At 42.1% G+C, this 23,149-nt stretch carries 23 protein-coding genes; 3 read left to right on the top strand and 20 right to left on the bottom strand.

The window, feature by feature from the left end:
* Positions 1-98: 98 nt before the first annotated feature.
* The gene (locus MHI27_RS08740) at positions 99-857 is read right to left on the bottom strand and encodes an HAD-IIB family hydrolase (protein ID WP_405176048.1); all 759 of its coding nucleotides are present in this window, start codon (positions 855-857) and stop codon (positions 99-101) included.
* A gap of 80 nt (positions 858-937) precedes the next feature.
* Here MHI27_RS08740 and MHI27_RS08735 point away from each other — a divergent pair, with 80 nt between their 5' ends.
* On the top strand, positions 938-1,627 hold the full coding sequence (locus tag MHI27_RS08735) for a Crp/Fnr family transcriptional regulator (RefSeq protein WP_405176047.1): 690 nt from the start codon (positions 938-940) through the stop codon (positions 1,625-1,627).
* 16 nt (positions 1,628-1,643) lie between these two features.
* Here the strand turns inward: MHI27_RS08735 and MHI27_RS08730 are convergent, their stop codons facing one another.
* The 3 genes from MHI27_RS08730 to MHI27_RS08720 all read right to left on the bottom strand — a co-directional run bounded on the left by MHI27_RS08730 (position 1,644) and on the right by MHI27_RS08720 (position 3,276).
* On the bottom strand, positions 1,644-1,982 hold the full coding sequence (locus tag MHI27_RS08730) for a hypothetical protein (RefSeq protein WP_405176046.1): 339 nt from the start codon (positions 1,980-1,982) through the stop codon (positions 1,644-1,646).
* Positions 1,983-2,366, bottom strand: a complete 384-nt coding sequence (locus MHI27_RS08725) for a cupin domain-containing protein (RefSeq protein WP_405176045.1) — start codon at positions 2,364-2,366, stop codon at positions 1,983-1,985.
* Positions 2,367-2,526: 160 nt separating this feature from the next.
* Positions 2,527-3,276 (bottom strand): AraC family transcriptional regulator, encoded by a 750-nt coding sequence (locus MHI27_RS08720; protein WP_405176044.1) that lies wholly within the window; start codon positions 3,274-3,276, stop codon positions 2,527-2,529.
* A 111-nt stretch (positions 3,277-3,387) separates the two neighbouring features.
* On the opposite strand from MHI27_RS08720, the gene MHI27_RS08715 reads away from it, so the two are divergent.
* Positions 3,388-5,676, top strand: a complete 2,289-nt coding sequence (locus tag MHI27_RS08715) for a glycoside hydrolase family 65 protein (protein WP_405176043.1) — start codon at positions 3,388-3,390, stop codon at positions 5,674-5,676.
* A 20-nt stretch (positions 5,677-5,696) separates the two neighbouring features.
* A complete protein-coding gene (gene pgmB / locus MHI27_RS08710) occupies positions 5,697-6,389 on the top strand; it encodes a beta-phosphoglucomutase (protein ID WP_405176042.1) in 693 nt (230 codons plus the stop codon).
* 242 nt (positions 6,390-6,631) lie between these two features.
* Here the strand turns inward: pgmB and MHI27_RS08705 are convergent, their stop codons facing one another.
* The 16 genes from MHI27_RS08705 to MHI27_RS08630 all read right to left on the bottom strand — a co-directional run bounded on the left by MHI27_RS08705 (position 6,632) and on the right by MHI27_RS08630 (position 23,116).
* Positions 6,632-8,296, bottom strand: coding sequence for an ABC transporter ATP-binding protein (locus tag MHI27_RS08705; protein WP_405176041.1), 1,665 nt, complete (start codon positions 8,294-8,296; stop codon positions 6,632-6,634).
* Between the two features lie 3 nt (positions 8,297-8,299).
* Positions 8,300-10,102 carry an ABC transporter ATP-binding protein gene (locus MHI27_RS08700; RefSeq protein WP_405176040.1) on the bottom strand — a complete coding sequence of 601 codons (1,803 nt, stop codon included), beginning with the start codon at positions 10,100-10,102 and terminating at the stop codon, positions 8,300-8,302.
* 229 nt (positions 10,103-10,331) lie between these two features.
* The gene (locus MHI27_RS08695) at positions 10,332-11,711 is read right to left on the bottom strand and encodes an MATE family efflux transporter (protein ID WP_405176039.1); all 1,380 of its coding nucleotides are present in this window, start codon (positions 11,709-11,711) and stop codon (positions 10,332-10,334) included.
* Positions 11,708-12,070 carry an MmcQ/YjbR family DNA-binding protein gene (locus MHI27_RS08690; protein WP_042193530.1) on the bottom strand — a complete coding sequence of 121 codons (363 nt, stop codon included), beginning with the start codon at positions 12,068-12,070 and terminating at the stop codon, positions 11,708-11,710. Before MHI27_RS08690 ends, MHI27_RS08695 begins: the two co-directional genes overlap by 4 nt.
* A 183-nt stretch (positions 12,071-12,253) precedes the next feature.
* Complete coding sequence (locus MHI27_RS08685; protein ID WP_149645896.1) at positions 12,254-12,823, bottom strand: manganese catalase family protein; 570 nt, start codon at positions 12,821-12,823, stop codon at positions 12,254-12,256.
* Positions 12,824-12,873: 50 nt separating this feature from the next.
* Positions 12,874-13,140: a spore coat protein CotJB gene (locus MHI27_RS08680; RefSeq protein ID WP_042186389.1), complete on the bottom strand. Its 267-nt coding sequence runs from the start codon at positions 13,138-13,140 to the stop codon at positions 12,874-12,876.
* A gap of 3 nt (positions 13,141-13,143) precedes the next feature.
* Positions 13,144-13,362 carry a spore coat associated protein CotJA gene (locus tag MHI27_RS08675; RefSeq protein ID WP_042186387.1) on the bottom strand — a complete coding sequence of 73 codons (219 nt, stop codon included), beginning with the start codon at positions 13,360-13,362 and terminating at the stop codon, positions 13,144-13,146.
* 201 nt (positions 13,363-13,563) lie between these two features.
* On the bottom strand, positions 13,564-14,580 hold the full coding sequence (locus tag MHI27_RS08670) for an AI-2E family transporter (RefSeq protein WP_042186385.1): 1,017 nt from the start codon (positions 14,578-14,580) through the stop codon (positions 13,564-13,566).
* Positions 14,581-14,628: 48 nt separating this feature from the next.
* Positions 14,629-15,123, bottom strand: coding sequence for a DedA family protein (locus MHI27_RS08665; RefSeq protein WP_042186384.1), 495 nt, complete (start codon positions 15,121-15,123; stop codon positions 14,629-14,631).
* A gap of 7 nt (positions 15,124-15,130) precedes the next feature.
* Entirely contained in the window at positions 15,131-15,655 is a 525-nt protein-coding gene (gene pssA / locus MHI27_RS08660; protein WP_341061590.1) for a CDP-diacylglycerol--serine O-phosphatidyltransferase, read from the bottom strand.
* 41 nt (positions 15,656-15,696) lie between these two features.
* The gene (locus tag MHI27_RS08655; RefSeq protein WP_341061589.1) at positions 15,697-17,451 is read right to left on the bottom strand and encodes a HAMP domain-containing sensor histidine kinase; all 1,755 of its coding nucleotides are present in this window, start codon (positions 17,449-17,451) and stop codon (positions 15,697-15,699) included.
* The gene (locus tag MHI27_RS08650) at positions 17,448-18,128 is read right to left on the bottom strand and encodes a response regulator transcription factor (RefSeq protein WP_060624606.1); all 681 of its coding nucleotides are present in this window, start codon (positions 18,126-18,128) and stop codon (positions 17,448-17,450) included. Before MHI27_RS08650 ends, MHI27_RS08655 begins: the two co-directional genes overlap by 4 nt.
* Positions 18,129-18,291: 163 nt before the next feature.
* Positions 18,292-19,620 carry a hemolysin family protein gene (locus MHI27_RS08645; protein WP_042193528.1) on the bottom strand — a complete coding sequence of 443 codons (1,329 nt, stop codon included), beginning with the start codon at positions 19,618-19,620 and terminating at the stop codon, positions 18,292-18,294.
* Positions 19,621-19,671: 51 nt separating this feature from the next.
* Positions 19,672-20,808, bottom strand: coding sequence for a radical SAM/CxCxxxxC motif protein YfkAB (gene yfkAB / locus MHI27_RS08640; RefSeq protein ID WP_076284179.1), 1,137 nt, complete (start codon positions 20,806-20,808; stop codon positions 19,672-19,674).
* Positions 20,809-21,039: 231 nt separating this feature from the next.
* The gene (locus tag MHI27_RS08635; protein ID WP_042186374.1) at positions 21,040-22,143 is read right to left on the bottom strand and encodes an HD-GYP domain-containing protein; all 1,104 of its coding nucleotides are present in this window, start codon (positions 22,141-22,143) and stop codon (positions 21,040-21,042) included.
* 145 nt (positions 22,144-22,288) lie between these two features.
* A complete protein-coding gene (locus MHI27_RS08630) occupies positions 22,289-23,116 on the bottom strand; it encodes an undecaprenyl-diphosphate phosphatase (RefSeq protein ID WP_042186371.1) in 828 nt (275 codons plus the stop codon).
* Positions 23,117-23,149 lie beyond the last annotated feature (33 nt).

Raw genomic sequence — 23,149 nt, 5'->3', positions numbered from 1 at the left:
CAAACCTGTCGATTTAATCGGCAGGTTTGTTGGATTTCAACTATAGCTTCCCTGTATGTGCTGAACCGTACGGCGAGCTAAGATCATCAGTTGATGGACTAAGCGATCTGCAGCCCACTCATCAGCTCCAGTATTTTTCTAACAATTTGTTCCTCTTCGTTGCTCACCTTTTCCGTTGCCAATTCACCAAGCTCTGTGTGTTGTCCAACACAAACTGAATGAGCGGAATGTCTAAACATTTCTATGTCGTTAGCATCGTTACCAAAAGCAATAAATTGCTGCATTTCTACGCCTAATTGTTGTAATCCTGTCCATTTATTTATGCCTTTAGGGCTAATATCTATAATGTCCTCTTGACCATGTCTATAAATCACAACAGGTAGTTTATGTAGCTGATCTAATAACTGTTCTCCGTTTAGGCTATTCAAAATAACTATTTTCACAAGCTCATCCAGCTCAGATGGACTTACATTTTTGGCGCGTTGTTCTGGATCTACATTTCTTCGAATGGGATGATCATCAGAACCCGAATATGAATAATCCCAGTGACTGTCAATCAAATAAGCTGCATTAAACTCTTCTATTAATTTCAAGAGGATGTCCGAAGTTTGCGCGTCAAAATGTATCGTCGAAATAACCTCTCCACCTTTTGCAATAAATGCACCATTCCCGCCAACCATAGAAAAATGATGCATATGAGCAGGCAACACAGGCAACAAATCACGAATAGGCCGGGCTGACGCAAAAATAACCTCATGACCTTTTTCAATTAGAGTATCCAAGGCTTGTACGATTCGTTCACTCAAAGGTTTGCCGCTAAAACATATGGTTCCATCTAAATCAAAAATAAATTTCATCGTCTATATCCTCCCCTTTTTCTCTATAATAACGAGTTCGTATATAATAGAAAGGACCGATGTCCAAAAAGGAGTACGCAATGAAAACTATTCAGGATCCAAATCTTATAGCACATTACATTACACAATTTAATCTAAATCAAGTATTCACGATATCAAAACATGCTTTAATTCAGTTACGTGTCTATGAGCAGAATGAAATCATTTTGCATGAGGGGGATGAGCTGGACGGAATTTATGTTCAAGTGGAGGGGCGTACTAAGGTCTCTTCTAGTGTGGGAACGGGAAAATCCTTGTTATTACGGTTCTGCTCACCCTTGTCATTATTCGGGGACATTGAATACGTGCAGGAGGTTGTGGTCCAATCACAAGTGGAAGCGGTACAACAAACCTCTCTCTTATTTATCCCGAAACAAAAGATTGAGTCTGACCTAATGGATAACCATAGCTTTAAAAACTTATTGCTGAAACATCTTTCTTACAAGCTTCTAACCTGCACATCCGCATCACGAACGAACTTACTAGGCGCTGTCGAGGAAAGGTTTGCAAGTTATCTATTAACGATACAGCTCCAACGGGAGTTTGGAAAAGAAATTCAGACACCCTATATCCCAGATATAGCATCGTTAATTGGGACTACTCCCCGCCATTTAAACCGTGTCATTCAGCGACTCACCGACATGGAGATCTTATATAAAGTTAAGCAAGAAATTGTAGTACTCGACTGGGAGCGTTTGGATGAAATGTCTAACGGAATAAGATTTGAATAACCTAAAAGCCCATCATTTAATTGAGGATAAAATGATCGATGTCATCATAACGGATATCGATCTTTTCTCCGTTTCTTTTGACAAGATTTATATACAGAGGAGCTGTATCAACACTTCCGCCACCAACTAATACATGGTAGTCATCATTGATTTCATATTTGCGGATGTACAAACCTGAACCGGCGTCTTCAAAGGGATAACCTTCAAAATCCTTCCACGACAACGCTTCGCCTTGCTGAGCTAGATCCCGTACTTCATCCATGGACAATATCGCAGCTTTTTTATCATTACAGGCTGAAAGTATAATCGTCAAAGCAAACAATAACAGCATTATCAAGTTACGCTTACTTCTCATTCATAAACCTCCCAACTCTTGAATATCCGGTCTCCAGAACGTGGAATACGGTTCAATTGAGGCAAACAGCTCCTCTAGTGTAAAAGGTGTGTTATTCAGAACCATCACGTCCTGAAAAAAACCAAGGTCAAATTGGAAGACCAGCCGCTCACTTTTAGGTGAAGCCATCACATAATGAATATCTCTACCTTTGATGAAGACGAACTCATTTTCTTTTAGCTGCATCGGCTGGTCATTTACTCCAAGGTTCACTTTCCCTTTAACAATCCAGATAATTTCCATTTCCTTATGCCAATGTGGTGTAGTTAATATACTGCCATCGTTCTCAATACAGCGGTACGAAAAGGCTTTATCAAGTCGTGGGAATTCCAAATAAATGGCCATCTGATCATCTCTCTTACTTATTTAGTGGATTTATAATCTCATTTATAGCGGACAAAGGCGAGTTTGGCTATTGAAGCTGTAACGTAAAAAGAGCTAACCAGTACCCAACCAGGGAAGCATGGACAGCAAATTTTAGGGATCGTTAATGATTCAATTTCTCTCATTTCGTAATTGCTCCACCGTCCCTACGAAACTGCTTGGGGGTCATGCCAGTGTATTTTTTAAATAACTGTGTATAGTAACTTTGGCTGCAAAATTTGAACATCAGAGCGATTTCAGAAATGGACTGGTTGGTATGAATAAGGATCGACTGCGATTCCTCAATTCTACGCCGGTTGATAAATTCTGTGAGCGGCATACCCGTTTCGCGCTTGAAGCGGTCAGACAAATAACTGGGATGCACACCGACATGCCGGGAGATCAGGCTAAGGTTCAAATCTTGAAACAGATGCTCGCGTATAAAATATACGGATAGATTGACTATATGCGAATAGTGAAGGTTCTCCTTCTGCTGGCGCATCACTGTAATGAATTGCAGGACCATTTCATATTCATATCGATGAAGTGCTCCCAGCTCCGTCGTAGCTTCCACCGCACGAATGAACGTATCACTCAGCTGAAAAGCGGTCTCAGGGTCAACACCACCCCGGATAATCGCACGTGTAAACAAGGTGCAGGATGCAATCATAGCATTTTTCTTGGAGCGCAGCGGATATCGGGCTAGCGTAGCCGCTTCCATTGCGTTAATTCTATGCAGTGCTTCCAGTGCCCGGTTCTCGTCACCAAGTCGGATCGCTTCCAAAAGCTCATGTTCATAATCCAGCGGAGGATGGACAAATCCCTCTGACAGCTCCACAGAACGTGTGGACCAATATTCCGGCAGTTTATGTTGTCCTTTAAGTTGATCCATACTTGTTAACCTCACCTAAAATTTTTGATAATATCCTAAATAATTTAGTATAATTCTAGCTCTTTCGGACTTAAAATTCAATTCATAACCATCAAGGGAGGAAACACAAGCATGAGCTGGAGCATTGCCAATCAGGGATTGTCGGCAGATACCCTACTGAATTTGGAAAGTATTTTTGCGCTGGGGAATGGATATTTGGGCGTGCGTGGCAATTTTGAAGAAGGGTATTCCGATAAAGAAATCCGCAGTATCCGCGGAACATATTTGAACGCCTTTCACGATGTGATTGACATTCCCTATGGGGAGAAGCTATTCGCCTTTCCAGGTACCCAGCAAAAACTGGTTAATATTATAGATTCCCAAGGGATAAATATTTATATAGGCGAAGATATGGAGCCATTTGCACTTACAGCAGAGAATGTCCTCGCCTATGAGCGTAAACTCCATCTGGACAAGGGATACTCGGAGCGTAAAATCCACTGGAAATCCCCCTCCGGTAAAGAACTCAAGCTGCATTTCCGTAGACTCGTTTCTTTCACTACCCGTGAACTCTTTGCCATTCATCTGACTGTTGAGCCTGTCAATTTCACCGGTCCAATCCGGGTTGTCTCTCGTGTAAATGGCGATGTTAGTAACTATACTAACCCGAATGACCCGCGTGTAGCTGCAGGACATTCCAAACGCCTGAGCGTAGTATCTTGCGAAGCTCGGGGTGAATATGTATGCCTGGAGAACGAGACAATGGCTTCGGCCCTGCGGACCTCCTGTGTTACCCGGCATGAATGGGAAGGTGACTGGCAGGTTGAAACTCAGGCTGGAGAAACCGACGCTACAGTGACGGCAACCGCCTCCTTGTCTGGGCCACTATCGCTGACCAAATGGAATGTCTATACCGATACACTACGACATGAACAAATGCTTGTAGATACCGGTATTCAGGTACAGGAATCATTGAAGCACCTCTCCTTTGAAGATATGCTGGAACAGCAGGAGCATTATTTGGCTGACTTCTGGAAGCGTTCCGATGTAGTCATTGAGAACGACTTGTCGCTTCAGGAGGGTATACGTTTCAACCTTTATCAGCTGCTGCAATCAGCCGGACGAGACGCGCATAGCAACATCTCCGCTAAAGGCTTATCCGGTGAAGGGTACGAAGGCCATTATTTCTGGGACACGGAGATTTATATGTTCCCTGTGTTCCTGATGACTTCGCCTGACTTGGCCCGGCAGCTCCTATTGTACCGGTATTCCAAGCTGGAGGAGGCAAGGGAACGTGCTAAAGAGATGGGCCACGCCCAAGGTGCATTGTTCCCATGGCGAACGATTTCAGGTACGGAATGTTCCTCCTTCTTCCCATCCGGCACAGCTCAATATCATATCAGCGCCGATGTAGCCTACAGCTATATCCAATACCATCTAGCGGAAGAAGATGACACCTTCTTGCTCCAATACGGCGCCGAGGTGCTATTTGAGACAGCACGGCTTTGGATGGAGATCGGTCATTACTACGAAGGTAAGTTTCACATCGATGAAGTGACTGGACCGGACGAATACACATGTCTTGTGAACAACAACTATTACACCAATGTAATGGCCAAACATAATTTAAAATGGGCCGCACGCAGTTTTGCGCGGCTTCAAGAATATGACGAGGCTGCATTCCAAGCTTTGTGTGTGCGCCTGCATGTAACTGGACCAGAAGCAAACAGCTGGCTGAAGGCGGCGAATGCCATGCTGCTTCCTTACGACGAGAAGCTGGGCATTAATCCGCAGGATGATACTTTTTTACGCAAAGCGGTCTGGGATTTCGAGAATACACCACCAGAGAAACATCCATTGTTGCTGCATTACCATCCACTCACGCTGTACCGTTATCAGGTCTGCAAGCAAGCCGATACTGTACTCGCTCATTACTTACTGGAAGATGAGCAGTCACAAGAAACGATTCGCAAATCGTACGATTATTATGAACAAATCACTACCCATGATTCCTCCTTGTCCTCTTGCATATTCAGCATTATGGCTTCGAAGATCGGGTATAAGGACAAAGCGTATAACTATTTTATCGAGACGGCGCGGCTCGATCTCGACAATACGCACGGAAACACTAAAGACGGATTACATCTCGCCAATATGGGTGGAACGTGGATGGCCATTGTGTACGGTTTTGCCGGAACACGTCTCAAGGAAAATGGCCTGTCACTCGCTCCGTCCCTACCTGCGGGCTGGCAGAAATATAACTTCCGCCTCACCTTCCGCGGCCGCCTCATTGCTGTAACCATTCGCGAGGAAGGTGTGGAGCTTGAATTGCTAGAGGGTGAAGCCCTTGAACTTACGCTCTACGGCCAATCGGTAACTCTGGGCAACGAGAAGCCGGTAACTCAGGCGTTGCAAGCCTAATTCATAAGGAGCGAAACACAATGAATGCAACATCTCAAATTCAAGCCGTAATCTTTGATCTAGACGGCGTTATCACCGATACCGCAGAATATCATTATCAGGCTTGGGGCATGATTGCGAAAGAGCTGAGCCTCCCGTTCACCCGAGAGTTCAATGAGAACCTCAAAGGTGTATCGCGAATAGCCTCACTGGAGTTGCTACTTGGACAAGCGGCAACTCCGCACACCTACTCTCCCGAAGAGATGGAGGAGATGGCGAACCGCAAAAATGAGTTTTATCAGCAGCTCATTCAGCAGGTAACCCCGGCCGATGTGTTGCCTGGCATTTCTGAATTGCTCGCCGAGCTGAAGGACCACGGAGTGAAGACTGGCATTGCCTCCGCTAGCAAAAATGCCTTTACAGTTATCCGCCTTCTAGGTATGGAGAATGACTTCGGAGTTATTGTAGATGCAGCCAAGCTTGCCCGCAACAAACCAGACCCGGAAGTGTTCCTGACCGCCGCCGATGCGCTTGATGTAGATCCGCAATTTTGCGTCGGGGTCGAAGACGCAGTCGCCGGGGTAGAAGCGATCAAAGCGGCCGGTATGTTCGCTGTATATATCTCCTTACAGGAGAGCTTGTCCAACGCTGATATGAACTTGAACAACACTGCTGAACTTAACTACTCCGAGCTAAACCAACAATTCGCTAATAAGAATAGAGTAACTAAATAATCGGGTATCCCAGTCTCAATATATGTAAGTCACGAACTAAGCCGGCAAGCTCCTAAGGGAAGCTTGCCGGCTTTTGTTTGAAATTTTCAGAAAATCCGCTTCTGATTTCGATCATCAATAACCTATTGATAATATTGCGCTTGCGCTTTCCACATAGTGCTGTACTCCTGCTGATCTTTCAACAATTGATCATGTGGACCGTATTTGTGCAATTCACCATTGTTAAAAAGTGCGATTTTATCTCAGAATTTACAAGCAGATAACCGATGTGATATATAAATAACGGTTTTATTTGCTGCCAAAAGATTGAAGTTGTTGTACATCTCAAACTCCGCATAAGGGTCCAACGCAGCTGTAGGCTCATCCAGAATAAGAATAGGTGACTTTTTGAGTAAAGCCCTAGCAATTGCTATCTTCTGACTTTCACCACCCGAAAAGTCTGTGCCTCTATCATCAAAGATTTTAAATACCTGTGTATCTAGTCCTCTTTCTAAATATTTCATTTTTGCTCCCAATCCTACTTGATTAAGCACTTCTTCCATTTCCTTATCCGATGTTTCGCTATCCTTCGCGCATAAGTTGTCTTTGATAGAAAATGAAAATAATTTATAATCCTGAAACACAACACCTAAGATTTTCATATATTCATCGTATCGATAATCTTGAATAGATCTTCCATTCAGAAGAATCTCTCCTTGATCAGGTTCATACAATCGGCAAAGCAGTTTAATAAAAGTCGTTTTACCTGCGCCATTTTGACCTACTATAGCTAACTTCTCTCCATTTTTTATGGTCATTGATACATTTTTTATTGAATAGCTCTCATTTCCCGCATATTTAAAAGACACATTACAAAATTCAATCTCCACATTCATGAGTTTCTCAAGACTCTCTCTTCCGCTTTTCATTGTTGGTTTTAGACTTTCAAACGCTCTAAACACCTCAATGTATTTACACATTTGTTGAAATTCTACGTAAGCATTCATTGCCAACGAAACTTGTGTTGAAAAGCTATTCGCGACAGAAATATAGATAACAAAACCACCCATTTGAATCTTACCTGTAACTACTTTCACAACCATGTAGGCGTAGATAATGACCATTTGCAATTGAAGATTAACGCTCGTCAGTCCTTTATATCTCCCTACTTTTTCATATAGACCACCAAAACCACGAACACTTTCATTATGGTAAATATCCACTTTATTCAGCAAATAAGGAGCCATCCCAAACAAACGGATATCTTTAGCCATGGAAAAATCAACTGCCAGTTTGGAATAATAACCAAATTTCCGATTCAGAGGAGCTAATAATTTATGAAAATTGAATTGAGCTTGTTGCGACTTTTTAAAGATAAAGGTATTAAGTGCAATCATCCCAATAATCAACACAATGATTCCAATGTTTAGCGTAGAGATTAAGGCCGTTAGCCCCAAAAGGGAGAGCATTGTTTGCAGTAAAGTCTTCATACTATCCAACATTTTACGTATAACATCCTGCTGTCTTATGGGAGCAAGCGCCTGTTCTTTAAGATCTAGCACTTTGGAATTCTCTAAACTCTCATAATCCAGGTCCATAATATGATTTCCAATATGTAGCTCTAAACTATCCATGACCACTAAATTGGACAGTTCAATTTGTTTATTAAGATAACTTTGGAGCAGCCCCAAGACAGCATTACCTGCCACCAAAATTCCTATCCAGAGGATAATATACATTTCGCGGCCGGCTCCCATCATTTCATCAATCAAATATTTGGGAAGAATGATGTTTATAAACGGGAAGATTGCACTGCATAATGAAGAAACCACCATTAGCGGAATGTACGATTTAGACATGGTATGTACTAACTTGCAAAAGTAAAGGGTCACATTCCAATCCTTTTTCAGTGCAGGGAATGGATTCATCAGCTAGGATTCACTCCCTTTATAATATTGTGCTTGAATCTGATACATTTGATTGTATCTTCCATTTTGTTTCATTAATTCACTGTGAGAACCCGCTTCGGCAATTTCTCCTTGCTCCATATACAGTATCTGATCACAGAACCGTGTGCTGGACAAGCGATGGGAAATATATAATGCTGTTCTCTCTCCGATCATTTCATTAAATCTTGTATACAGATTGAATTCTGCAATTGCATCAACTGCTACAGTCGGCTCATCCAAAATAATCAAATCTCCATTCTTATAAAGCGCCCTTGCCAACATCATTCTTTGGTTTTCCCCTCCAGAGAACTCAACGCCTTGATCATCCAAAAACTTTTGCATTGGGGTGAGAATACCTGATTTCAATGAGGCGACTTTTTCGCTTAGTCCCGCTTTTTCAAGACTGTCATGAATTCTTAAAGCGTCAGACTCTCTATGTTCTTTTAGAGAAATATTCTCTGCTAATGAGAAAGCGAGTACGCGAATTTCTTGAAATACCGTAGAAAATAATCTCCAGTAATCCGTTTTAGCAAAATGTTTGATATTGATTCCATTCAGCGTAATCTCTCCACTATCGGGTTCATACAACCTGCATAACAATTTGATAAGCGTTGTCTTGCCAGCACCATTATGACCCACAGTAGCAAGTCGTTGATGCGGAGGGATGATGAAGGATATTTTATTAAACACAGGCTGGCTAGTACCAGGATAAGTAAAGGAAACTTCTTTAAATTCTATCGAATAAGGGCCAGTTGGGAGTGTATGCATAGCTCCTTCCCCCTGCTTATCTTGCTGTATCTCTAAAAAGTTACGGAGTTCCTCTATGTATAAATTCTGTGTGCGCAGATGGGCTAAATCTTTCATAAATCCCTGAAGAACGCCAGAAAATCCAGCGACAGCAGTTGTGTACATCACAAAATCACCTATAGTTATCCTCTGATGAAGGTAAAGATACGCCAGATAACCATATACAATCCCCTCACGGAATAACCGGATCAAAATATCTAATATTTCACTTTGAAAATAAGAGCTGCTGATTGAGGACTGAATTTTCTGTCTATTTTGAACACTTGAATGGTATAGGGAGACCAATGTATTGTTAAAGGAATTAATCCGAATTTCATTACCAAAAGTAAAATCTTGCATAATATCCGAATAATACTTTCTCTTCCTCTCCAATTCCGAAAGCTGTTGTTCATGTTCATACTCATAACGTTTAGCACGAAAGGAAAACACATAAGAACACCCAATACTTACAATTAAAAAAACAATAACAGCAAAATTTAATCCTCCAATTACAGTGATATAGCCCGCAAAAGCAAGAAATCCAGCCAGACATGAAAAAAATGTATGAAAAAGTCCCTGAAACCCATTCTGCACACTTTGTAGAGAACGCTTGGCCTGCTCCATCTGATTAAGATAACCGGGATCTTCTGTATTTTTGAAATCAACATTCATATTTTGTGCAGTGTGGGCGTGGATCTGTTTAAATACAACTTTCATTAATTGAGTTAAACCCAAATTTTGTAGATATCCTGTAAAATAGCTAGTGATAGTCAGTATTAAAAACATCAGTGAAATTAGGAAGATAAAATGTTGAGGTCTTTGCTGTCCCGTCAGTTCATCTATAATAAATTTTGGGAATAGGATTAAAAGGAAGGGCTGCACAGCTAAAAGAAGCGTTACAGTAGAGTAATAAATAATGGAACGTCTACTGTTAATCCAGGATGTGGAGAGGACATAGCGAATGCTGGTCCAAGTGGAGGTTAAGGATTTTGTTCTCATTACATACAGTTCCCCTTAGTATTTAAAATGTTTCTTGATTACATTTTATCAATACTATTATTTGGAAACAGTATGAATAAATTAGTATAAACAGTATTATTTTAGGTAGATTAACGGGTGAATTCATGCATCACAAATAAAAAGGTTCTTGCTAGCAGAAGCTAGCAAGAACCTTAATCTTTAGTTTCATCCTCAGAACACCGACTTCTATTCGCCATTGCGGGCATTCTCACAGCATTCCAGCTTTATCAGACCTATCTTTAAAAAGCTTCTTTATAGTGAGTCCAAATAAAACACAGCAAGTCAGTGCCGCACAAAAATCAGCAATAGGCTCAGCAATAATCACTGCATCTGTTTTCGGGCTAATAAATGTCGGGAGCAAAAGTACTAATGGAATAAGCAAGATAATCTTACGCAAGATCGCGATAAAAATAGAAACTCGTGCTTGTCCCAAAGCAATAAATACTTGTTGAAACGCTAATTGAATACCAAAAATACAAGTGCCAAGGAAAAATATCTTCATTAATCTAGCTGTCAGAGCCACAAGCTCAGGATTATTGGTAAAAATGATAATGGGCAGCTTCGGAACAAAAATGGCCACGCCCCACATCGACAATCCGAAAGCTGCGCAAAAAACGCTACAATATAAAATGGTGGATTTTACACGTGCGAAATCGCGAGCTCCATAATTATAGCTAATAATAGGCTGTGCCCCTTGTGCAAAACCAGATAACAACGTCCCAAATATTTGCATCAGCGTGCCCATAATCCCCATGGCAGCAACGTACATATCGCCTCCAAATTTAGCTAAGGACGTGTTAAATACAATTTGAATTAAACTTTCGGTCGACATCATAATAAACGGAGAAAGCCCCAATGCAAGTACACTTGCAGCTTCTTTAGGTTTAATGCGCATATTCGATAGACGCAAGCGCAGATGAGCTCGTTTAGAGATTAAGAACCCCAATACCCAAATAGCCGAAATAAATTGGGCAATTACAGTTGCCAACGCTGCACCCTTAATGCCCATATTCATCTCAAAAATAAAAATGGCGTCAAGGACGATATTCACAACCGCTCCAATACATACCGTGAGCATAGCTGTCTTGGCGTATCCTTGTGCTGCAATGAACGGATTTAATCCTAAAGAAATGAGCACCGCCACAGTTCCTAGAAGGTAAATGCTTAAAAAATCGTTGGCTAGCGGCAATGTATCGTGGCTCGCCCCGAATAACGTTAAGAATGGCGACTTAAAGATAAGAAACAAAGCGGTTAGGATTATGGATGCCATCAGCAGCATAGTAAAACAACTTCCCAGCAATTCTTCTGCTTTTTTATGTTCTCCTTCGCCCATCTTTATGGAAGCTAGGGGTGCCCCACCAGCTCCGATTAGAGCTGCAAATGCTGAAATCAACATAATAATCGGAAAAGATATCCCTATAGCGGATAAGGCTAGCGTTCCCCCCTCCTCCATTCTTCCAAGAAACATCCGGTCAACTACACTGTACATGGCATTGATTAGCTGAGCTATAACGGCAGGAATAGCCAATAAGAAAATAAGCTTGGGTATACTTTGCTTGGCAAAACGATCCTTCATTTGATTATTCATTTATTCATTTCCAATATAGCTTCTCGGAGGCTTTTAGGAAGCTTTTTGACAACCATATCGTAGGAATGGTCTATCATGTCAAAGACATCCGACGCTGACAAGGAACCATCGATCATGATTGAATTCCAGTGTTTTTTATTCATATGAAAGCCTGGTCGAACGCAATCATGTTGCTCTCTTAAGTTCTCCGCAATGATCGGGTCACATTTTAGATTTAAGCGAACAACCTTCCCTGTTTCCTCAAAAATAAGTGCGAACATTTTATCAGCCACTTTGATGACCAATGGAGTAGGCCCAAACGGATGCTCCTGAGTCGCCCCTTTCTTTTTCAAACAATATTCGATGATGTTATTCTTCAACTCTCTCTCTCCTTTTCTGATCAAAGATCTGATCATTTCTGCCATTAACCACGTTTCTTAATTATATCATTTTGTTCACCCGAGCAGTTCCCACAATCATTTATAACAGAGAAAAGACCGTCTCCATCAGGAGCGGTCATAAAGTTCATTAATATATAAATAATAGTAATGCGACAACTTCTCTCAGAACACCCGCTTCTGATCCCGGTCATCAATAATAATCTGGACGGCTTCTTTAAACCGAATCGCATGAATAATTTCCCGCTCCCGCAGGAACTTAAGGCTATCCTGCAGATCCACATCATCCGTCATGTCAATCAGCCACTGATATGTAGCCCGAGCCTTTTCTTCAGCCGCAATGTCCTCATAAAGATCAGCCAGTGGGTCACCCTTAGCTTGAATATAAGCTGTTGTAAACGGTACGCCTGAGGCATTATTGTAGAACAAGGCATGATCATGTGCTGCAAAATGCGGTCCTAATCCAGCTTCCTCTAATTCGCATACCGACGCGTCCTTTGTCAGCTTGTAGATCATCGTGGCAATCATTTCGAGGTGGGCGAATTCTTCTGTAGAAATATCGTTCAAAACGCCAATAACTTTATCCGGAATCGTGTATCTTTGATTCATATAGCGCAGGGCTGCGGCGAGCTCACCGTCGGCTCCTCCGTATTGCTCACTTAAATAACGCGCCATCCGGATATCACATTTACCGACCCGTACCGGATATTGCAGCTTCTTCTCATATATCCACATTCGGGAACTTCCCCTCCTCTAGAAACTTAGTTCCTTACAGTACACACTTCTTACACCTGCCAAGGCCAAGGAGCCTGATTCCATTCCCACGGACATTTCGAATAAGCGCGACCAAAATTCTGCAGCGGACCATATAATTCCTGAAATTGATTCGCTAGCTTGGTACGTTCCTGAGTCAGTTGATTAAATTGTTCAATACTTCTTAAATCATCTGGATGAGTGTTCAGATATAAGTTTAATTCCACCAAGGCAAAATCAAGAGTCTGCAGCTGTTCAAGCATTTCATAATATCGTTGATCGCAAGGGTTTGCCTCCATAGTCTACTTCCCTCCTCCTTTGCACTTAGATTCATACGGGCTGAACAGTGCTGGCCAGAGCGTGCCATACTTCAAAGCTTCCTGTAAACTAAACTGCGGAAGATCGGGTGGCTGAAAGTTAATGAACTGATTCGGTGGAACTACATATGTCTTGAATGGTACCGGTGGGCAAGGATCAAACGGGCCCCTAAACGGGGTATACCTCCGTAGCTGTGATTCCATTTTTCGTACCTCCTTTGTTCCTGTTCCTTGTTTATTACTCCCTTAGCTAACTTATGACAGCAGGACACATTATAAAACGTTATTTATAAAAAAAGCACTGGAGCAAGATTGTCATGCAATTGCACAACAAATAAGCTGCCTTCGGAAAAGTACCGAAAACAGCTTATTATTTGGATCTTATTGAATATTAAGATCTAGACTTCACTTTTTTGACGAATCTTCGTGGGTAATCTCAAGGATATCCAACATAAAAACAAAGATGGGAATGCCAAGAAGAAGTCCCCAGACACCTATATAATGCTCAGAAAACAACAACACTATAAAGGTGTAGAACATCGGCAAATTCATTTTTGTGGACATCAACTTTGGGTTCAAGAAATACCCTTCGATAAAATGTAATACCGCAATAATCGCCAGCACATAAGTGACTGTTGTCAGACCGCCGATGTTGTAGCCGATGATTAAGAGCGGAATGAGCGAAATCAAAAAACCAACCACCGGAATGAGACTGAGCAGAAAAATCAAGATCGATAAGGCAAATAAATATGGGAAGTTAAGCAGCCACAAGCCAATAATAGTAAGACAGGTGTTGAATAAGGCAATGAGAATTTGCGCTTCAATTACTTTCCCAAAGGAAACGATGAATTTTCGGCTAAAATACTCCAGATCTATATAAAACCAGGCAATTCGGCTCTCTCTCATTCTAGAAGTGAAACTGACAACCCGGTTCTTCTCCAGAATAAACACAAAACTTAGAATGGTCGATATAACGAAAGTCGCACCCCAGTTGCTAACCTTCAACACATAATCGATACCTCTTTTGATGTAGGACTGATAGTTAAGGTCCCTGAGCATATCATACAAATACAATGTAATCTTGTTCTGCGGGAGATCTTCTGGTTTGAGATTGGTAAGGAAGATGGTTAATTGCTTAATCTGTTCCAATACTTTAGGGAGATATTTAGCAAGGGCCAGTACAATCACTGCGATTAAAGCGAGGTATAAAATGACAATAATCACCTTACTGTTAACCTTCATAAATTTACCAATTCGTTTACTAAGCAATGTCTGAAAGCTGTTCATGACAAAAGCAATCAAAAACGTCAGCAACACCAGATTAAGCATCCCTCGAATACTGAACAGCAGCAACCCGATAAGTGCGAGAATAAAAAAACGCCTGGTGGTTATATTCGCGTAGAATCGCTTCAATACATTCATAGATCTTGCTCCATTCGATTGCGATTAATATTGCTGATCATCCACTGGCTATAAAAAAGAAAACTTAGCCCCCACAAAAAAGCCGATGGAAACAAAAAGGAGTGACCAGGTTAGCGCTCCTGCAGTCGTTATGAGTATATATTTTTTGAAAGACATAGCACTGATTCCAGAGATATAGCTTGATACATGCCTCAGACCGGGAATGAAATAGGCAATGAAAATCGCCCAGTTGCCGAACCGCAAAAACCATCTTTTCATACTGGCAAAACGCTTGGGTGTAAGGCCCACCCACTTGCCGAATTTTTCTACCACAGGTTGCCCTAGTCTTAAACCAATGGTATAGCTGATAAGCATTCCTGTGATAGATCCCATGAAACAAACCAATACCGAAAGTGAAAAGTCCAAAACCATAACGGAGGATAAATAGCCTACAAACAGCATTAACACCTCATCCGGTACAGGAAGTCCGATAATCCCAAGCGCCATAAGGGCAAATATGGCTAAATATCCGTACTGCGAAATGATCTCAATAATCCAAGGCATGGCTGTATCACTTCCTGTTGAAGGATTTTTTAAGGGAAGGAAATGGGATACGACTGACCATCATTACAGACAGTATTGCCATTAATACGATGACCAGTCCTGGTTTCATACGTTCATCTAGTAAAGAAATCATCGACAGAATGACTCCAGCAGCAGTAATGGGCATCCCCACGAACCCTTTGGAAGGCGCCGACAGATTAAATCTGGCCAAACGAAGTGCGCCACAGATCAAAAAGAGAACCGAAACTGCAGGTCCAATCCAGTGAGCATCTTCTAACCTATACAACAAGATAAGGAAGGTTGGCGCTAAACCAAATGATATAATATCCGCCAATGAGTCCAATTGCTTACCGAATTCACTGGTACATTGCAGTATTCTTGCCAGTAACCCATCGAGTACATCGCATATTGCCGCGAGCAATATCATGAATAAAGCCAGGCTATATCGTTCTTGAATCGTGAAATACAAGGATAGTGACCCGAGTCCCAAGTTTGCAAGTGTGCACGTTGAAGGCAACCAGTTCAATTTCATACGATTTCACCCCTTTCATTACAGTATTATTATTGATCCGTTTAACCTTCAAAAGTCATTGTAAAGCTAACACCGTTTTTTGTGTTTTTCACAGTATAAAGACAAGCGTGCATATCTAGTATTCGCTTCGCTATTGAAAGCCCCAGACCCGTACCGCCTGTCATTCGACTGCGGGATGGCTCAGACCGATAGAACCGTTCCCAAATTTTCTCCAGCTGATCTTCAGGGATTGATTTTCCTATATTTTGAATAGTGAATACAATAGTCTGGGCATGACTCTCAATATTGACGGTGATAGAACTTCCTTCTTCCGCATGCCTGATAGCATTGGTCATAAAATTTAGTACAACTTGTTCGATCCAGTTCACATCAGCATATACCGGTAATTCATTTGCAGGAATAATAATGACCTCCAAATGTTTTTCACTCAGCAAGTGAACCAGCTTGTCCGTCACCTTTTCCGTCAGTTCACTTAACATAAAGGAAGTTTTCCGAAGTTTAATCGTGCCCGACTCCAACCGCGCTAGATCTAGCATATTTTTAACAAGAAACTCCATTTTATCTGCTTCCTCAATAATCACCTTAATGTAGTGATCCTGCTTGCCCGCGCTAACGCCGTCTTCCAATCCCTCGGCAAAACCTTTGATAATACTGAGCGGTGTCTTCAATTCATGGGAGGCATTGGCAAAGAAGTCCTGCTGCATGATCTCCATTCTTTGTTTCTGCTCCATATCCTCAACTAGCTGCTGATTGGCCTCTCTTAATTCTCGTAAAGCAGAATCCAAACTTAGCGATAAGGTGAACATGCTATTAGAAAGGCTGCCTAACTCATCCTTCTGCCGAATTGATGTGACCCCTGTAAAGTCCAGAGAAACCATCCGTTTGGCTATGTTGTTTAACTTAATTAGCGGACGTGTTACCATTTTCGAAAAAAAGAGGGAAAGAATCAGAATCAGGACAATGCCGCCAATTCCCAAATATAAAAAGAACCAATGTAACGCTTCATTCGAATCCTTAACTTCCTGTAACGAGGTCACTGTGAATAATAGTTCAATTTCTCCGTTACTTTGCTTAAGGGGCAAAATAATCACAGAATTGCGACTCCCGCTCCAGGGAGCAATCCAGTCTTGCTTCTGTATTTTCATTTTTTTGAAATCGTCTATCTGCGCCTGCGTCAAAGGAAACCATTCCTCTAGAGCCTCAAACAGTATTCCCTGGCGTGGATTCCATATTTTCATATCAGGCAGTACAATTTCTGTAACTGTACCAGATGCATGAATCATCCCACTCTCTTCAGCATCCCCTACTGTTCCACCCCCTTTTTTCGTAATACTTATGGGGTAGAGTATAAAGGGTGAAGAACTGTCTTCATCCAGAAGTTCGCCTTCAATGCTGAGCTGATCATCTACTTTAATGTTTGCTGCTCTAAGCGCATCTCCGTACTGGTTCATGAATAGGGATAAAGAGATAACTATACTCTTTCCATCATCATCGATTAACTTTATATGAAATGGATCTTCCGAATTCATCTTTCCATCCAGCTTCAAAATAACCATTTGTGTTTTATTCCGCAGCATAAACCGAACGAGCTCCTGGGAGGTTCGAGTGCTTCCCCACGGCTCGCTTATATATCTTGCAGCAAAGCTCTTAAGGTGTTTCTCCACGCGATGCTCTTTTTGCTTCTGATAGAAATTGTCAAACAACAGCAGTTGGCTTAGAATCACCATGCCATAAAAGCAAAGGAAAAAGATAACCGTCATCACAAATAGTTTAAAGGTAATTCCACGTCTTCTCATGCCTCTTCCTCGAACATATACCCTGTGCCAATCACCGTACGAATAAAACGTGATTCATAACCCAATTTACTTCGCAGCTTTTTGATATGACTGTCCACAACTCTGGAATCTCCTTCAAATTCAATTCCCCAGATCCGACTAAGGATCGTATCCCTTGAAATGACAATCCCTTTATTTCGTATTAAAAGCCATAAAAGATCATATTCCTTAGGGGTAAGCTCCACTTCCGCATCTTCTACCTCTAACCGATGAGCTAAGGTGTTAAACATCGCGGAACCAAATTTTATTATGCTAGATTCAGGTTGATGGGAGCCTTCAACACGCTTCATAAGTGCATTTGCCCGGGCTACCAGCACCTTTGGACTAAATGGCTTTGTAACATAATCATCCGCTCCTAATTCAAAGCCGTAGATTTTGTCGTCATCTGTAGACTTGGCGGTTAACAAAATGATAGGTACCGCTGATTTTTCACGAACTTCACGGCATACTTCAAAGCCATTCATAGCAGGCATCATAATATCCAAAATCAGCAGATCCGGCAGCAGTGAGTCAAACCAAACCAATGCATCTATTCCATTATCGGCTTCGAGTACTTCCCAATCATTCTGTATGAAGTAATCAGACACCAGTTCACGAATACGAATTTCATCCTCAACGAGAAGAAGCTTCTTTTTCAATCTAGACCCCGCTTTCAAACCATTTATAAATATTAGCATAGTCGAGCGTTATGTCCTTTATGTGTCCACAAAAAACTCCCCCTGTCATGAGCCATGCAGCTCTAGCAGGAGGAGTTCATTTTATCCCTGATCACTCGGAACAATACGCACAATTTTCAATAGGTTATTCTTTATTTCCGTCCGGCTCTGATGGATTTTCTTCGTTCTCAATGGGGGGTTCCCGATGGATATTAATTCGAGTGATCCGCAATCTTGTCGATTCCTCGACTTCAAATATCACATCTTCTACTTTAACCCGTTTTCCTTTGGTTGGATTCCCCTCCAGCTCCTTAAACAACCAGCCACCAATGGAATCCACTTCATCATCCTCGATCACTACACCCGTAAGATCGTTGACATCTTCAATCAGCATCCGGCCTTCAACGGAAATATAATCACCATTACGCTCCACACTCGGACGCTCATCTTCGAATTCGTCATGCAGATCGCCTACGATTTCTTCCAGAATTTCTTCTGCTGTCAGTAACCCGGCTGTACCGCCGTATTCATCGACAACTAGCGTTAGCTGAGCTTTATTCTTCTGCATAAAACGAAGCGTATGGCTAATCTCCATCGATTCCGGCACGTTAAGAATCGGTCGAACCAGCGTCGTAAGATCATTCTGCTGCTCAGGTGGAGCAAACAGCAGGTCGGTAATATGAATAAAACCAATAATACGGTCCTTGTCTTCAAAAGCAACCGGATAACGTGAATGTCTTGTTTCTGTAATAATCTTCATATTTTCTTCGAGCGAAAGATTGCTGTACAGCACATCCATATCCGTACGAGGCAACATGACTTCACGAGCGAGAAGATCAGAGAATTCAAAGATGTTATCCATCAGCTTCATCTCATCTTTATCAATGACACCACTCTTAGCGCTCTGATTCATAAGAATACGAATTTCCTCTTCCGAGTGGGCTGCCTCACTCTCATTCGCGGGCTCAACACCCACTAAACGAAGCAATGCGTTCGCCGATGCATTCAGTATCCAGATAAAAGGCATGAAGAGATTATAGAAGAACATCAGCGGTGCCGAGAGCAGTAGCGCAGATCCTTCTGTTCTTTGAATCGCAAGTGATTTCGGTGCAAGCTCACCAAGTACAATATGTAAAAATGTAATAATCGAAAATCCGATAACAACAGAAACAGTAGAAATCAGAGTACCGTCGGTAATCCCCATTTTATACATTAACGGTTCAACGAGCAGCTCTGAAATGGCCGGCTCACCGACCCAGCCTAATCCCAGTGACGCGAGTGTAATCCCAAACTGGGTGGCAGATAAGTAAGAATCCAGTCTCTTATTTACCTTGAGTGCATATCCAGCCATTTTATTACCTTCACTGACAAGTTGGGTCAGACGAGACTGCCTGACCTTAACTAATGAGAACTCCGCTGCTACAAAAATACCGTTCAATAATACGAGCACCAGAACAAGCAAAAGATTAAGCATTAATCTCCCTACTTCAAATTCCGTATGCGCCACTTTAACAACGCCTCATTTCTACAGATTGATCGCTTTTCTAGTTTTGAAATCAATTTCCGGATAATACATATCCGCTACTAACAGGTTAGGTCCGCAACAACCTGCTGCATCGCAGTAACAATTCACCTTCTGGTTCAGCGGATGCTTCGTCTGCCAATCGATAAATATATCATCCAGTTTTTGGTTGTCTATGTTACCAAAGGCTGCGATATCAGCGAAATCTGTAACGAAAACATCTCCAGTAAACATATTTACGTTCACACGATTCCGACCATCCGGATCGTTACGAAGCGTAACATTCTTCTCTGCACGCATTCTACTTAGCAATTTCTGATCTTCTTCAAGGAAGCTGCAAGCAAAAAACGGAAGCGTGCCGAACAACATCCATACCTCTGGATCACGCTGGTCCAGTAACGAATGGATCGCTGTCCGCATTTCATTTAAAGATAACACTGGCAAAGCGGAAGCAAAGCTCGAATTGTACATCGGATGAACTTCATGGCGTTTTGCTCCCATGTCGAGAATCAGCTTATGAATTTCAGGCAGCTTAGTGTGGGTACGGTAATTAATCATAGTTTCCGCAGAAATTAACATACCATCCTCACTTAGTTGGCGAGAGTTCTCAATCATTGTATTATATAGCCGGTAAGCGGCTTCCTTGGCAACCGCATGACCACTGTTCGCAAAACCGACTTCATGAAAATCGTCACCGTTCACATAATTAAATGAAATATGCATAACGTCCAGATATGGAAGCAGCTTCTCATAACGGGAATACGGCATCGTCAGATTAGAATTAATTTGTGATCTGATTCCCCGCTCTTTGGCGTATTTCAACAATGGCACAATGATATTATCCACCGTTCCGGCGCGGAACATGGGCTCTCCGCCCGTAATACTAATAGTTTCTAGATGCTCAACTTCTTCTAAACGGTCTAGCATATTCTTAAGCGGTAGCATATCTCCTTCTTTGGAGGTTAGACTATCACCAACAGCACAGTGCTCACACCGCATATTGCATAAATTGGTTACAGTGAATTCCACACTCGTTAGCACATGGCGGCCATGCTTACGTAGAGAAGTGATTGGATCCCATGGATCGTAACTTGGCGACAGCTCCCTCGGTGAAGATGTTAATGGTCTTAAAACATTCATTTGCACTAGCTCCTTTAAATCTTATTCCTATTATTAACCCAAAATCATGAAGAAAGAACGATGACTTACCCTATATCATACCACGTTAGTCAAAAAAACTGCACTTATGATGTCTTTCTGGCCTTCTATACTTGCCCTACATTTCAAAAAAATAAAAGCAGCGAGACGAAAAATAGGCTTCCGACATATCTTCGGACAAGCCTAATCTTCTCTCCACGCTGCTATAAATAATCAATTTGGCGTTTCCAGAGAACCGCCTTGTTCTGCGACGTCAATAATAACAACGGAGAGGGCTTTACTAAGATCTCGTTCAAACGGTACGACTTTCTCTCCTTCAGGACCCGTAAGCACACGTACGGTGGGTCTGTGAGGCGTACTTGGATCTATTTTGACCACAACCCCGCTCTCCCCCGTACTGAGCTTCACCGTAAGCCCCAGCGGATAGATAGCTACGCGATCTCTAAACAACTCTAAATGCTTCTGCTCATATAAAGTACCGGAACCAACATAGAGGGCCTCAACGGCTTGATGTGGCAGCATAGCCTTTTTGTAGACTCTATTGGAGGTCATGGCATCGTAGGAGTCCGCTACACCCAGCCACTTGGCATATTCATGGATTTGGGGCCCTGTTAATCCGCGAGGATATCCGGAACCGTCAATGCGTTCATGATGCTGCAAGGCACAATGTGCTGCGAGCAGCGGGATATTCGGCTCCTCCTTTAGAATCTGAAACCCAATCTCGGTATGAGCCTGCATGTGGCGGAATTCTTCATCACTGAGCCTGCCGGGTTTCTGTACGATTTTTATCGGGATTTGTGTCTTCCCAATATCATGCAGCAGCGCGCCTAGCCCAATCACTCGAAGTTCCTCTTTACTATACCCGTGAGCAATACCTAGCACTAAAGTGTACAAGCAGACATTCAGGGAATGGACATATAAATAGTTATCAGCAGTGTGCATATCCATCAGCATGATCATCGGATCTTCTTGTAAAGACATATCGTCTAAAATGTTATCCATGATCTTAGAAAATTTTTTGTCCAGATGATACAGACCCTTGGTAATTCCTGAAGCCCCAGACATTTGCTGAAATTGATTACGAATCACCTTTAGCGCCTGATTGCGCGTCTCATCCTGTAGAATACCAGTAATCACAATATCGTCCGTGACAGAATCCTCTATGTAGATATAGCCGATATCAATTCTTGCAAGACGCTTGATCAATGCATCCGTAAGCTCCACCCCGTCCGCGAGTAGAGTTAGACCTTCATCATTATATATTTTTTTACCTAATTTCATGCCTGCTTGAAGCTGATTCACGGATACTAAACGCACTAAACTCACTCCTGCCTTTAACGGTAAAATGCTATTCTGTATTGAAATCCTTGGGTCACACGCTTTGTCTATACCGTTTCTATGGAAATTCAGACAGGTGTACCTTAAAGAAAATCAGATGTGTCTAGGTCTATGCCAACGGGCATTAACGCATAATAAACAACCAGAATACAGCAGCAAGAATAAATCGATAGATCGCGAAATGCGTTAATCGAATCTTTTGAATCCATTTCATAAACAAAATGACCACTAAATATGCCACTACAAAAGAAATCAAAAAACCAATTACAAAATAACCAATCGTCTCACTTGTGAAGTTTTTATACGAATCCAGCAGTTCATACCCGGAAGCCGCACACATAATAGGAATGGCTATGAGGAAGGAAAAATCCGCAGAAGCCTTGTAGCTGACCCCACTTAACATCCCCCCGGAAATAGTAGACCCGGAACGGGAGAAGCCCGGCCAAAGTACCGAAATAATCTGATACAATCCAATCGCGAGCGCCTGTCCGTAAGACAAATCATCCAGTTCGTGAGCAGTAATTCGTATTTTGCGTCTGTTCACCCATTCTGCAACAATCATTAGAATCCCTCCGGCCACAAGTGCCCAGAGTACAGTCGAAGCTCCAAAAAGACTTTTGATAAAATCGCGGGCAAAAAATGCCACAGCAAGTGCTGGGGCAATCCCGAGAATCACATGAATTAAGTTCAGACGGGATGCCGGCATAACGCCTCCTCTACCTGAACTACTACGTCCAATCCCTAGCAAATTGAGTACTCGCTTGCGGTAAACAAGTGCAATCGCCAAAATCGCCCCTAGTTGAATTACAATTTCATAAGTCTTCATAATCGAATCTTGCTCAGCGAAACCTAATAGCTTCGTGGTCAAGATCATGTGTCCGGTCGAAGATACAGGAATAAATTCAGTGATCCCTTCGACAATTGCTAAAATAATAGCTGTAATCGTGTCCATAATGTCCTCCTATTTTTGGGAATCTAGCACTGT

The organism is Paenibacillus sp. FSL H8-0261, assembly GCF_045040645.1.
GTDB lineage: Bacteria > Bacillota > Bacilli > Paenibacillales > Paenibacillaceae > Paenibacillus_AQ.
The sequence above is the reverse complement of the archived record's forward strand: the minus strand, read 5'-3'. Positions and strand labels throughout refer to the sequence as shown.